This is a genomic window from Natronococcus roseus (assembly GCF_043677095.1).
Classification (GTDB): Archaea; Halobacteriota; Halobacteria; order Halobacteriales; family Natrialbaceae; genus Natronococcus; species Natronococcus roseus.
In genome coordinates this window covers 1-13,327 of sequence record NZ_JBHLJR010000002.1, presented here as the reverse complement: position 1 = coordinate 13,327, position 13,327 = coordinate 1, and the positions used below count along the sequence as shown (strand labels likewise).

General features: G+C 65.1%; 10 protein-coding genes and 2 pseudogenes. 7 read left to right on the top strand and 5 right to left on the bottom strand.

The window, feature by feature from the left end; translation table 11 throughout:
* Nucleotides 1–128: 128 nt before the first annotated feature.
* Nucleotides 129–1,448 carry a hypothetical protein gene (locus ACFEMD_RS04740; protein WP_394739787.1) on the bottom strand — a complete coding sequence of 440 codons (1,320 nt, stop codon included), beginning with the start codon at nt 1,446–1,448 and terminating at the stop codon, nt 129–131.
* A gap of 363 nt (nt 1,449–1,811) precedes the next feature.
* On the opposite strand from ACFEMD_RS04740, the gene ACFEMD_RS04735 reads away from it, so the two are divergent.
* The 3 genes from ACFEMD_RS04735 to ACFEMD_RS04725 all read left to right on the top strand — a co-directional run bounded on the left by ACFEMD_RS04735 (nt 1,812) and on the right by ACFEMD_RS04725 (nt 7,067).
* On the top strand, nt 1,812–3,608 hold the full coding sequence (locus ACFEMD_RS04735) for a hypothetical protein (RefSeq protein ID WP_394740494.1): 1,797 nt from the start codon (nt 1,812–1,814) through the stop codon (nt 3,606–3,608).
* Between the two features lie 345 nt (nt 3,609–3,953).
* On the top strand, nt 3,954–4,892 hold the full coding sequence (locus tag ACFEMD_RS04730; RefSeq protein ID WP_394739786.1) for a hypothetical protein: 939 nt from the start codon (nt 3,954–3,956) through the stop codon (nt 4,890–4,892).
* 399 nt (nt 4,893–5,291) lie between these two features.
* Complete coding sequence (locus tag ACFEMD_RS04725; RefSeq protein WP_394739785.1) at nt 5,292–7,067, top strand: AsmA family protein; 1,776 nt, start codon at nt 5,292–5,294, stop codon at nt 7,065–7,067.
* 316 nt (nt 7,068–7,383) lie between these two features.
* Here ACFEMD_RS04725 and ACFEMD_RS04720 read toward each other — a convergent pair whose 3' ends face one another.
* On the bottom strand, nt 7,384–7,980 hold the full coding sequence (locus ACFEMD_RS04720; protein ID WP_005559108.1) for a DUF7344 domain-containing protein: 597 nt from the start codon (nt 7,978–7,980) through the stop codon (nt 7,384–7,386).
* A gap of 731 nt (nt 7,981–8,711) precedes the next feature.
* Here ACFEMD_RS04720 and ACFEMD_RS04715 point away from each other — a divergent pair.
* Complete coding sequence (locus ACFEMD_RS04715; RefSeq protein ID WP_394739784.1) at nt 8,712–9,671, top strand: transcription initiation factor IIB; 960 nt, start codon at nt 8,712–8,714, stop codon at nt 9,669–9,671.
* Here ACFEMD_RS04715 and ACFEMD_RS04710 read toward each other — a convergent pair.
* Nucleotides 9,664–9,840, bottom strand: a complete 177-nt coding sequence (locus ACFEMD_RS04710) for a hypothetical protein (protein ID WP_394739783.1) — start codon at nt 9,838–9,840, stop codon at nt 9,664–9,666. The genes ACFEMD_RS04715 and ACFEMD_RS04710 overlap by 8 nt on opposite strands.
* 105 nt (nt 9,841–9,945) lie before the next feature.
* Between ACFEMD_RS04710 and ACFEMD_RS04705 the strand changes: the two genes are divergently transcribed.
* The gene (locus ACFEMD_RS04705) at nt 9,946–11,898 is read left to right on the top strand and encodes a DEAD/DEAH box helicase (RefSeq protein WP_394739781.1); all 1,953 of its coding nucleotides are present in this window, start codon (nt 9,946–9,948) and stop codon (nt 11,896–11,898) included.
* 9 nt (nt 11,899–11,907) lie between these two features.
* On the opposite strand, the gene ACFEMD_RS04700 is transcribed toward ACFEMD_RS04705, so the two are convergent.
* Complete coding sequence (locus ACFEMD_RS04700) at nt 11,908–12,330, bottom strand: hypothetical protein (protein ID WP_394739780.1); 423 nt, start codon at nt 12,328–12,330, stop codon at nt 11,908–11,910.
* A gap of 84 nt (nt 12,331–12,414) precedes the next feature.
* Between ACFEMD_RS04700 and ACFEMD_RS04695 the strand changes: the two are divergent.
* Nucleotides 12,415–12,642, top strand: a pseudogene (locus tag ACFEMD_RS04695) (RNA-guided endonuclease TnpB family protein); the annotation flags it as partial.
* A 247-nt stretch (nt 12,643–12,889) separates the two neighbouring features.
* On the top strand, nt 12,890–13,192 hold the full coding sequence (locus ACFEMD_RS04690; protein WP_394739779.1) for a HalOD1 output domain-containing protein: 303 nt from the start codon (nt 12,890–12,892) through the stop codon (nt 13,190–13,192).
* 28 nt (nt 13,193–13,220) lie between these two features.
* Here ACFEMD_RS04690 and ACFEMD_RS04685 read toward each other — a convergent pair.
* Nucleotides 13,221–13,327, bottom strand: a pseudogene (locus ACFEMD_RS04685) (TrmB family transcriptional regulator); the annotation flags it as partial.

The following is a 13,327-nucleotide window of genomic DNA, read 5'->3' as shown; positions in this document are numbered from 1 at the left end:
TACCACTCGGTAACGACGCAGGAATAGCTACCTCCTGATGCGTTTGCAGCCGGTGGCGATCGTGCAGGCGCTGCGGGGGTTTCGATCCGTCCGTCGACGAACGGGGTCGCTCGAGTCATTCGGCGTTCCTACCGATCGGATCGAACCAGCCGAAGGCCCGTCTTGGCGGTCGCCCAGGCCGGATACAGCCTGTTGTAGACGCTGCTGGGCGCGTTTCGGGCACCCGCGTGGAGGAGGCGGTGAGAGAGCGGCGGCCCCGACTCCGAGACGAGCTCCGCGAGATCGGCCGTCTCGAGCCACTCGAAAAAGGCCCGCTCGGTCGCCGACTCGGACTCGGTCTCGCGTGCGCGCCCGCGAATATCTTCCCACATGTAGCGCTCGTCCTGGCCGAGCACCCACTCGCCGCTCTCGAGGGCGACTCGGAGCCGCTCGTACTCGTGGTCGGCGAACGGGTAGCCGTGCTCGGTCGGCTCGAGTCCCGCGAGCCGGAGTCCGACGGCGGTCCGGTAGCACTTCTCGCAGCGCCCGCAGTTCCCGTCCATTCGGACGTTGCAGGTCTGGAGCTCGAGGCCGGGGGCGTCGCTCGCGACGTAGTCGGCGATGGCGTCGAGCCGTTCCTGGCGGGTGAGTTCGTAGCAGTCGTGGTGACACCGGGTGCCGGCCCAGCGGACGTTGTCGTCGATGTCGGGCCGGGAGCCCCACTCGAGGTCGATCCCCTCCCAGTGGGTGGCGGCGACGTAGAGGTTCGTCATCCCGCGCGCGTGAGCCAGCGGGGCGCAGAGCCCGAGCAGGCCGAGCCCGTGGCCGACGGAGCTGTACCAGGCGCCGTCGACGTGGCGCTTGTAGTGAGCCAGTAGCATCGGATGATCGAGGAACGAAAGCATGTTCGACTCGAGGAAGGCCGTCTCGAGCCCGCGTTCTGTAGCGAACGACTCGACGCGGTCGGTGAGGTGGCGCCAGCTCTCGTCGTCGGCGGGATCGGGCGTGATCGTCCAGCCGCGAATGCTGATTAACGTCGGGGACTCCTCGCGGTGGCGGACGTACGAACACGTCGAGTCGACGCCTCCCGTGAACAGCAGTCCGCTCTCGCCGTCGCCCTCGCCGTCAGCCGGCGGGTCGGGATCGATCGTGCGCCGGGCGTAGAGGGTCCCGCCCTCGAGGAAGTCGTACATGCCACAGAGCGTCTCCTTCACGTCCTCGAGCGCGCGGGCGAAGGTCGCGTCGACCGCCTCGACGTAGACGTCGGCGCCGTTGGCCCACGCGACGGGACAGACCTGCGCGAGGACGGGGATCGCGAGGATCTCTTCGGGGACCTCGGCGATCGGCACGTCGTACTCGGTTCGGAACGGCTCGCCCGTCAGGAACCGCTCGAGGTCGGGCGTGGCGCGGGCCTCGCACTCGAGGGTTCGCCCGTCGACGGTCGGCCGATCGATGATGATAGCACTCATATACGGGTTCGTCGCTCCAGAGCACGCCGAGGGCGTACAAAAAGCATCAGCGTCGTTGATCGTCCGCAACTCGAGAAATCGGTCCGTAGCCGTCAGTCCGGATCGAACAGGGACTGCATACTTGCCCGGTGACCTGGCACCCCGGAGACCCCGTCGCCGGCGTCCGTTCGCGGGTCTCGGGATCCGTCCGAAACCGTCCTCGACCATCGGCGTCGCTCCTCGTCGTCGGGCCACCGATCGCCTCGAGCGGGCGTCAACGTCGAAATTTTTGTAGGTTCCCTATAACAAACCCCGGCGTCGGCGTCGCTCGTGCCAGGATATGTGTATCGCGACACCATCGAGGAGACGGCGGACAGCCAGCCTATGAACCGATCGGCGCTCGACTGGCTTTTCGCCGCCGGCTTTCTCGCGCTCGCAGCGGGGATCGCGCTTGCCCGGAACGATCCCGCGACTACCTACGAGTCGTCGGTCTACACCGGGACGCCGACGGCGGTCTGGATCGCCTTCGCGCTGGCGCTCGCGATCGCCGTCAGCGCGAGCCTGGTCTGTTACGGCCGCCAGCAGGCCATCGGGATCGGACTCGGCGCCACGACGGTAACCGCGATCGTGAGCCTCCCGGTGATCAGGGGCTACTACTTCTACGGGATGGGCGACGCCCTCTCCCACCTGGGCTGGACCAGGGATATCGTCGAGGGCGAGATGGGGGCCCACGAACTGTTCTACCCGGCCGTCCACTCGCTGGGTTCGATCTTTTACTTTCTCGGCGGAATCCCGATCGAGCGAGGGCTGCTGTTCGCGCTCGTGGTCACGTTCGTTCCGTTCCTGATCTTCGTTCCCCTCACCGTGCGCGACCTGAGCGGAAACGCGCTCGCGGTCGGCGTCGCGGCGATCGTCTCCTGGATGGTGTTGCCGATCAACAACGTCGCGACCCACATGGGCGTCCACACCAACTCGAACGCGCTGTTTGTCGTCCCGGTCGTCGTCTTCGCCGTCGTCGCCTACCTCCGTCGGCGCGCGACGATCGAACGATTCCCGCTCGGACTCTCTCCGTTCAGTGTCCTGGTGTACGTCTCGGCGATCACCCTCCTGCTGGTCCACCCCCAGCAGATGGTCAACGCCGTCGTCTTCGTGGCGGCCGTAAGCGGCGTCCAGTACCTCGTCCACAGACGGTACGCCGACAACCCGATGCTCGAGCAGCCGACGCTCCACACTCAGACGCTCGTCCTCGGGACGATCTTCGGCGCCTGGGCGGTGACCAACCAGCGGTTCCGCGACGCCGTCGAGGGGTTCGTCACGGGCATCTTCGCGGCCGACGTCGGCGGAAGCGCCGAGATCGATCAGCAGGGGACGTCGCTCACCGAGATCGGCGGCAGCCTCGCGGAGCTGTTCGTCACGATGTTTCTCGACGCCGCCCTGATCGGGCTCGCCGTTGGACTGTTCCTGCTGCTTGCCGTGATCGGGCGGACGAGACTGGACGCGGAGGGACGGTCGCTCGTCACGTACTTCACCGCCGCGCTCGTCCCGCTCGGGGGGATGTTCCTCCTCTACTTCCTCGGGACGCCCAACATGGCGTTTCGACAGATGGGCTTTATTTACGTCCTGCTGACTATTCTCGCCGGGGTCGCCATCGCACACGGGGTGGGCGGGCTCTCCCGGTTCGTCTCGAGGCCGGGCGCAAGCGCCGTTGCGGCGGTAGTGCTCGGTAGCTGTCTCGTGCTCGGACTGATGACCGTCTACGCCTCGCCGATCATCTACAGCCCCGGCCAGCACGTCCCCGAGGCGACGTTCAACGGGTACGAGACCGGGATGGACCGCGGCGCAGACGACACGCCGTACGCGGGGATCGGGTACGATCCGTACCGGCTCGATCACGGCATCAACGGGCTCGAGGGCGAGGAGTCGCTGACCGCGGGCACCGCGGCCAGCGGCGAACTCGACCCCGAGACGTTCAACGAGGGGAACTATAGCGGTGCGTACAACGATGCCGACCACTACCTCGTCATCTCTTCGTTCGACGAGACCCGCGAGTTCGACGTCTACCAGGGGCTGCGCTACGAGGAGACGGCCTACCGCGGGCTCGAGTACGATCCGTACGCGGACCGCGTGATCTCGAACGACGACTTCCGGATGTACGCGGTCGCGGGCGGGGACGACGAGTAACTCGGCCGCCGAGTAACCCGGCCGCGGGCGGGTCGCGACCGTCGCGGTTCCGGATCGCAGCTCTCGAGCCGGTAATCGCGTCTTGTTCACGATCGATCATCAGAAAGATCCGTTTTTCGCGGTGAATATCGAGGTTACTCGAGCGGAAGGGGTCGCCGCCGTCCCCGAAAACAGTCCCTTACCTTCGTCACCGCGAGACCGACGCGACTGAACGACTTTCGTAAGTTCGTAACCGAACCGTTCTACATTCTGTCCGAATAGATAACGTGTACAATATAATCTGTAAATTTAACCCAAGATGACAAGAAAAGGTTTATGTCCCGTAAGGCCAGGTTACGAAACTGTATGGCGCAGCAACCCCGTACAACCGATGCGAGTAACGCGACGAATACAGACGGTAACACGTCCTTAACCCGTCGAAGCTACGTGCAGTCACTCGCAGCGGTTGCAACGGCAGCGGTCTCAGTTGGTGCAACGGGCGCCGCCGCCGCCGACGAGCAGTACGAGGTTATCGAAGCCGAAGGCCAGACCGTCACGATCAGCGACGGCGAGACCTGGGAGAACAAGCTGATCGACATGACCACCGGGGGTGACATCATCGTCACCGCCGAGGGAACCGACTGGACGATCCGAAACGTCGGCTTCCACGGCGAGAACACCTCCGGCGCCGGCTCCGCGACGTTCGGCGTCGCCGACACCGGCGGAGCGACGAGCACCGTCGAGAACGTCTACCTCGGCGACGGCTCCGACTCGCAGAACGCGTCCGGAACCGGCCACGGACAGACCGGCTTCTGGGTCAACCCCGACCACTCCGGCCACATCGACTTCCGGAATCTCAACATCCAGGGGTTCGCGGACAACGCGATCTACGCCTCCGCGCCCGGGAACGCCGGCGGCGGCACCGTCCACATCGACGAGTGTTTCGCGGCGAACTGTTACGTCTCGCACTACCGCCTCGCGACCGAGGGAAGCCGCGTCACGAACTCGAGCATCCTCGTCGACGGGGAGGGGTTCGAGGGACGGGGAATCTGGGCCTGGGCGCCCGGAACCGTCGAGGTCGAGGGCTGCCAGATCGAGATGAACGGCGCGAACACGGCGATCGACGCGGGCGCGAACGGAAACGGCACCACCGTCGTCGTCAGCGACACCGACTACGACGACGCGGCCGGCGTCGCGGAACACGACGGCTCGAGCGTCCAGCTCGACGGCGACGTCGGCACCGACCCCGAGGCGTTCGTGCCCGACGGCGTTCCGACCAGCGCCGAGGAAGCCGCGAGCGAGTAACGACCGGTCCCCGCTGGCGTCGCCCTCCACCGCGCCGGCGCGAACGACTCCGCTGACGCAGTCCTCCACTGTGGTCCGCCGCTGACGCGGCCCTCCGCTGGACCCTCCACCGTCGCTCGTTTTCCTGCCGATCCGTTTTTTCGTCCGCTGCTCGAGTGCGAGACCGCGGCGTGACCGGAATAATTGTTACTTATTTCAGACGATCGCCGCCGCGATCGAACAGCAGAGCCCGGTAATCGGTGATTACTCGAGAGCCGTCGAACGTTTGTGTATATAATATTCCGTGGCATAAAATAGAAAATCTACGTAACTAACCGGCACCGCCGATTTAGTGTCTGTTAATTTTATGCGAACTAGAGGAGAAACTTTATACGGGTAGTACGGAATTACTCGATTGCAATGGCACGCGAACCTTCGGTACTGGATGCGGAGCGGTTCGGCGGTGACGGCGACGAGCCGTCGGAAACGAACGGTAATCGAGGATTACTGGATCGACGGTCCTACCTGAAGCTGGCCGGGACGACGACCGCCGCGGCGGCCTTCGCGGGCGTCGCGAGCGCCGACGACGACTACGACGTCATCGAGGCCAGCGGGCAGACGATCCAGATCGGCGAGGGAGAGACCTTCGAGAACACGCTGATCGACGTCTCGAACGGGAACGGGATCCTGCTGAACGTCACCGGCGCCGACGCGACGATCCGAAACGTCGGCTTCTCGGGACTCTATCAGGGCGGCGACTTCGCGATGACGATCAACGTTCCCGCCGGCGACGTCCTCGTCGAGAACCTCTACCTCGGCGACGGCGCGAACAAGAGCGGCGAGAGCTTCGTCCACGGCCCCGGCGCGATCTTCCTGCACCGCGACAGCAACGCCGACGTCACGTTCCGACACTGTAACGTTCAGGGCTGGCCGAACAACGGCTTCTACTGTTCGAACACGGCCAACGGCGGCAGCGTCCGCTTCGAGTCCTGTTACGGCAAGAACAACGGCGTGGCGACGTTCCGGTGTGCGAGTACGGACGACGTCATCGTCGACTCCGTCGCGTACAACGACGACACCGACTACTCCACCGAGAACGGGAGCTGGGGCGGCTACACCGAACAGCACGGCCGTCCCGTCTGGGCCTGGTCGCCCGGACCGGTCACGATCGAAGACTCCGAGTTCGCCGCGGGCCCGTACGCCGCGGCGCTGCTCACCCACGAGGGCGGAACGATCGACTTCCGATCGGGCTCCTACAGCGGCGACACGCAGGGACAGGTCCAGACGGGCGACGTCACCAACGATCCGGACCTCTCGGTTCCCGACGGCGTTCCGACGAGCGCGGAGGAGGCCGCGGCCGGCGCCAGCCAGGGATCAAGATCAAGACCCTCAACTGACGAGCCCGACGAAGACGAGTCCGATCTCCCGAACCGAATCCGATTCGACGGCGACGCCTCCGGCGCGACCCGCTACGAGTTCGTCGTCGACGGCGAGGTCGTCCCTGCGACCGACGAGGGCGCGACGATCGACGACGACCTCGAGATCGAAAACGGGACCGTCCACGGCAGCGTCGCCGACTGGGTCGACGCCTTCCGGTTCGACGGCGACCTCGAGAGCGTCACCGTCGACGGACCCGCGACGGTAGTCCTCAACGACGAGGAGATCGACCCCGACGAGTACGGCCCCGAACTCCCCCACGTCCTCGAGCTCGAGGGAACCGGCGAGCCTGCGAGCTACGAGATCACGGTCGACGGAACCATCGAGGCCGACGACGAGGAGCTTCGGAGCTCCGGCTCGACGGTTCAGGACTCCGTGACTGATGGGAGCCGAACGTTCCGATTCTCGGGAACGCTCGCCGACGTCACGTTCTCGGAAGGCGAAGCTCGAGTCTTCGTCGACGGCGAGGAGATCGACCCTGCCGAGTACGGCGACAGCGAGTTGCTCCCCCACGCGCTGGTGATCGACGGCACCGAGGCCGACGCGCCGAGCGTGTACTCCTTTACGGTCGACGGCACGGTCGTCAAATCGGAGTACCGGGACGCCTCGATCGACGACGAAGACGTCATCGAAGGGGCGACCGTTCGGGGGACCGTCTCCGACTGGCGCGACGCCTACTGGTTCGAGGGCGAGATCACGGCGTTCCAGCTCGCCGGCGACGCGGCCGTCGACGTGCAGCACAACGCTCGGGATCAGTAGCGGCTGGTTGCGGACCCGTCTCAGCGGGAACTGACCCCGGCGTTTCGCGACGCTTGCGCAGCGTCGCCACTCGCCGAATCGTCGCTCGGGTAGAAGACGGCTCCCACGCCAGGAACAGCAGCTGGCACGCGAACTGTTCCGGTACTGGATGGCGGTCCTGGGAGCCAAGCGTCACTACGAGCTAGATGAATAAAAGTCCTTCTCGAGCGTTCGCCGGCAGTCGAGACCACCGCGTCCCCAGCGGGAACGGCGACCGCCGCGGCGCCACCAAGAACAGCCGTCGGCTCCGGGCGGCCACGGACCGGAACTCGCTCGTTCACTCGATCCGGGAGAGTTTCCCGTTGACCGTCTGCTCTTCCTGACGATTCGTAACGGCGTGAACGATCGTCAGCACGGAGAACGCGCCGACGACCGCGCCGGCCAGGGCCATCGTCGGAACGGCGGCGAGCGGCGGAAGTCCGAGCGTCGCCGCGGCGACGACCGCAATTCCGAGGAGGCTCAGTACGGCGTACCACCGGTCCCACCGATCCTGTTGGTGGGTGTCGGTGTCGAGGTACATCATGAGCAGATCGGCGTTGTCCGCCAGCGTGATGAGCCCGCGGTCCTGGTCGTACTCGACGATTCCGGCGTCGTCCATCTTCGGCAGGTGCGTCTGGTACAGCGCGACGTACACCCGCTTTCGCTGGTCGGAACTCAACGCGTTGACGCTCGTGTCGTTCTCCCAGGCCGCGATCTGCTCGGCGAGTTCGCCGAGGGTAACGGTCTCGTCGGCCTCGAGAAGGTACGTCAGGACCTCCCTTCGGCGCCGGTTTTTCAGGAGCTCGAAGATGACGTCTTTCGAGAGCCGGCCGTCGTCGTCGGTATCGGTAACCGACGCGATTTCGTCGGGAAGCGAGCTATCGATCGACGACATTACTGAACGCCTCCCCCACCTGTACGGCCGGCTCCCGCTGGTTTCGTTCGGGGCCGGGGTTCGTAGCGATCGGGCTGTCGGACCGACAGCGACCGCTGCAGCTTCGAAAGCGACGTTGCGATCACGATTGACACACCAGGTTGTACGCCAACACTGATTCTCTTAAGCACAACCACGTTTCGCACCGCCTGCAAAGGCGCTACGGATCGACTTCCGGTTCGGGAGAACGAGGCGGGACGAAACCGACCGCTCGAGGGTCGCGTCGGCCGATCGATCGATCGCGGTATCGACCGATTGGTGACGCGTAGTGACCACGTACGGCTGCGGCGGGCGAGCCGGCGACGAGGACGGACGGGTCGGTAACGCGACACTGGATCGGGATCTTCGACCGCAAGGCTATAAACTCAGTCGACGGTTCGAACCCACAAACGGGGGTTACACGATGAACGGGAGATTTACCTTATGTCCTCGCTGAAACGATAGAATCGACGCATCTTCGGCGTTCGCGCTCGCATCTCGGAGACGGATCCGCCGAGGGGACCGCCACCGAACGGATGGCGTCGGATGCCGCTCTCGGCTCGAGTTCCGTTTTTGCATCGGGTGCGAACGGGACGACGTCGTCGGTCATCGCTCGTTCACTCGACGGCGTTATCGGACACGAATCAGTAAGTCACGGTTTCTCTCGAAACCATGTAACCCCCTTACAGTGTCGGGATGGCTTTTCGGTACTGATGACGCGGTCCATCGTCGATCACGCCAGAGCCGAATCGGAGTCACGGAGTCGGGAGTCGGCCCTGTGTCCCGACTGCGAAACCGAGACGATCGTTCACGACCCGGACCGCGGCGAGCGGGTCTGCGGGGAGTGCGGGCTCGTCCTGACCGAGGATCCGATCGACTACGGGCCGGAGTGGCGGGCGTTCAACGCCCAGGAGCACGACGAGCTCTCCAGGGTCGGTGCGCCCCTGACCCAGTCGATGCACGACCGCGGGCTGACGACGACGATCGACTGGCGCAACCGCGACGCTAACGGCCACTCGATGTCGGCCGACAAACACGGCCAGCTCCACCGGCTTCGGGTCTGGCAGGAACGCATCCGGACGAAAAACGCCGGCGAGCGAAACCTCAAGTACGCGCTCTCGGAGATCGATCGAATGGTCAGCGCCCTCGGAGTGCCAAAGCCCGTCAAGGAAACGGCGAGCGTCATCTACCGACAGGCCCTCGAGCAGGACCTCATCCGGGGACGCTCGATCGAAGGCGTCGCGACTAGCGCGCTGTACACGGCGTGTCGCAAGGAGGACATCCCGCGCAGCTTGGAGGAGGTAACGGCCGTCTCCCGGGTCGACCAGCGCGAGATCGGCCGCACCTACCGGTACATCGCCGACGAGCTCGACATCAATCTCGAGCCGACGAACCCTCGACAGTTCGTCCCCCGGTTCTGCTCGGAGCTCGACGTCGACACCCACGTCGAGTCGAAGGCGATCGAGATCATCGACGAGACGACCACGCAGGGACTGCATTCAGGAAAGTCGCCGACGGGATTTGCGGCCGCGGCGATCTACGCCGCGGGGCTGCTCTGCGAGGAGACGATCCCCCAGCGAGCCGTCGCCGACACCGCACAGACGACCGTCGTCACGGTCAGAAACAGGTACCGCGAGCAGCTCGAGGCGATCGACCAGCAGCCCGCTACATGATCGACCGCTCGTTCTCGCTGTAGACGTCGTCGTCGAGCAGCGCGTGCAGGTTGGCGTAGGGGACGAACGCGACGAACTCGTCGTCGCCGTTGTACAGCTCGAGACCGTCGTCCGTTCGGTCGTACCGTTCGCAGACGATCTGTCCCTCGGGGAGAATCGCGCGGAACATACGGCATGTGTTACGGTGTCGATCCGCATATAGTGTGGGGCTCACGCTCGATCCTCGGGGGACCGAACGTAACCGGTTTACCCGTACTCCCGCTACGGGCCGTCAGTGACAGACCACTCCTCGAGCGACGCCGACGACGGTACCACCCGCGAGGTGACGGACGAGCCGACTGACGGGGGCGGGGACGCCCTCGAGCGGGCGGTCGACGGGGAACCGACTGACCTCGAGTCACCGGCGGCCGGCGAGGAGCCGACGATCGCCGAATTCCACGACGCCTCCCAGCGCGAGGGCTCGCCCGTGCTCACCGCGGCCGCCGTCGCCCGCGCCCTCGAAATCCCCCACGAGGACGCGAGCGAGCGTCTCGAGACCCTCGCCGACCGGGGCGACCTCGAGCGCCTCTCGGTCTCGACGGACCCCGTCGTCTGGTACCCCAGCGAGCTCGAGGACCTCACCGACCGCGAACGGGTCGTCGTCTTCCCGAAGCGCCGCGAGATCGTCGTCGATCGCCCCGACCAGTTCACGCGGGCGCAGCTCTCGCAGTTCGCCCACCTCGCGGACGGCAACGGCGAGGAGGGGTACCGCTACGTCGTGCGACCCGAGGACGTCTGGGGGACACCCCACGACTCCTTCGAGGAGCTCGCGAGGACGATGCGTCAGGCGCTCGGCCAGCGCAACGAGGACCTCGAGGACTGGGTCGAGAGTCAGTGGGATCGGGCCCACCAGTTTCGGCTGGCGACCCACGAGGACGGCTACACCGTGCTCGAGGCCCAGACGCCGGAGATCATGGGCAATGTCGCCCGTCAGAAGTTGGACGAGGAACACGTCCACGCCCCCATCTCTGAGACCGAGGACTGGGTCCGCGAGGGAGCCGAGGCCGCGATCAAACGGATCCTCTACGAGGCGGGCTACCCGGTCCAGGACCACCGCGAACTCGAGTCCGGGGAGGTCCTCGAGATCGACCTCGAGGTCTCGCTGCGCGGGTACCAGCGCGAGTGGGTCGATCGCTTCGCCGAGGCCGGCGAGGGCGTGTTCGTCGGCCCGCCGGGCAGCGGCAAGACCGTCGCGGCGATGGGTGCGATAGCCCACGTCGGCGGCGAGACCCTCGTGCTCGTCCCCAGTCGCGATCTGGCCCGGCAGTGGGCCGAGACGATCGAGGAGTACACCTCGCTCGAGCCGGGCCAGATCGGCCAGTACCACGGCGGCCAGAAGAACGTGCGGCCGGTGACGATCGCCACCTACCAGATCGCGGGGATGGATCGCCACCGCTCGCTGTTCGACGACCGCGAGTGGGGGCTCGTCGTGTTCGACGAGTGCCAGCACGTCCCCTCGGACATCTACCGGCGCAGCACCCACCTCCAGTCCCGACATCGTCTCGGGCTGTCAGCGAGCCCGATCCGGGAGGACGACCGCCAGAAAGAGATCTTCACCCTCGTCGGCCCGCCGATCGGCACCGACTGGGAGGCGCTGTTCGACGCCGGCTTCGTCGCCGAACCCGAACTCGAGATCCGCTACGTGCCGTGGGGCGACGAGGAACAGCAAAACGCCTACGGCTCCGCCGAAGGACGAGAAAAGTACCGCATCGCCGCACAGAATCGAGGGAAGATCGACGAGGTTCGGTACCTGCTGTCGGCCCATCCGGGCGCGAAGTCGCTGATCTTCGTCGACTACCTCGAGCAGGGCCGGGAGATCGCCGATGCACTGGACGTCCCATTCCTCAGCGGGGAGACGCCCCACCACGAGCGCCGGCGGCTGCTCGAGGAGTTCCGCCGGGACGAGCGCGATCTGCTAGTGATCTCCAGGGTCGGCGACGAGGGGATCGACCTCCCGACGGCAGACATGGCGATCGTTGCCTCCGGTCTCGGGGGGTCGCGACGACAGGGAACTCAGCGGGCCGGACGGACGATGCGACCCGCGGGCGGGGCGCTCGTCTACGTGCTCGCTACTCGCGGTACTCGAGAGGAGGAGTTCGCCCGCCGACAGCTCCAGCACCTGGGTCGGAAGGGGATCACGGTCCGCGAGCAGACCGTCGACTCGGCGGGGACCGACGAGGAGGAGTAGGTCGAGGGCTTACCCCCGTTCCGCCTCGAGGACGGAACTGCCGAGCGGGCCGTCCTCGATCGGATCGACGGACTCGACTCCGAGGGCCCCGACCCCGTCCTCGAGGGCCGTCCTCGCGAGGTCTTCCTCGACCGGGTCCGCGAACTCGAGACGGACCCGACAGTCGACGGCGGTGTCGTTGAGCCCGGGCGAGACGGCGGTGACGTCGATGGTGCCGACGCGGTCGACGGCGTCGACTCGTTCGAGGGTCGCCGTGGCGCCGTCGACGAGGCCGCCGGCCGCTCCCAGCGGGACGCGAACGGTCAGCGTCGCTTCGAGCGACGGTGCTGGTCGATCCATGACCGTCCCCCGTCGAGGGTCGAACTCGAGGGGGATCGTGCGAGTGGTGCGGTCGAGGTCATCGTCGATCGTGTCGTCTCCCGGGACTGACATAACTGTTCTCCCGGTGTGGGTGGTCTTGTCAATGGGTGAGCTCGAGCACGTTGCATTCATATTGAGCAACCGACACTAACCTCGTGTGAACACGTTGAGGAAGCGAATCGGAATCTGAAGCGATTCAAGTGTCGGTCGTGTGGTAATTAAGATCATGCGGATAGGAATGCGTCGGTGAACGTTGCGAAGCGTGGATTGGAGAAGTGTTTGTTAGACGTGCCTGCTCTCAAGAGCCTTCCTCAAGTTCGGAAGGTGCGACGGTGGGCATCGGGGCGTGTGAACCGCCCGACCTCATCCCTCGTAACCGCTTGAGACGACCTTGCTCTGGAACGGGTAGGCGTCGAGGTTGCAGGGAGTGTTAGCGGTAATCTGAGGGAACTATAAAGAAGCCCGAGCCTTGTTGGTCGGGGTTGTTCACAAACATCGTCCTGGCTACAACGATTGACGCAGCGAACCGGGACCTTCAAAAACGCTGTTCTCGGTTGAGGTCGGACCAATCTGTTTTGATTATTTGGGTCAAAATCTTACAGCTTTTTATCCGTGAGCCCTAACTGGTAGTATGGAATATGAGGTGGGAGTGGACGAGTCGGTGACCACCGCTATCGTCCGCGCAGTGAGCGCTGTAAGCGGTCGTCAACCGAAGTCAATGCCGCCACTAACCCATGTCATCAATCCGGACGCGCTAGATGCACTCTTCGACTCGCGGTCTAACGGAGAACCGCGAATCGGTGGTCGTCTCTCGTTCATCTATAACCGCTGTCGTGTCACCGTCGACAACGGCGAATATCTCACCATCGAGCTTCTCGATGACTGCCCACCGGTCACTGACGATCGAGAGCGAGACCGGACTGAATTGCAGTGACAGCTGAACCAACAGCGGTTCCGTGGGATTACTGTCCAGGGTCGTGAGCGGGCACCAATCCTTGGGCCATGAGTCGACGAGCGATCACGACAAGTCCGTTCCCGAACCCTTCCCCAAATATCGCCTGTTCCTCCT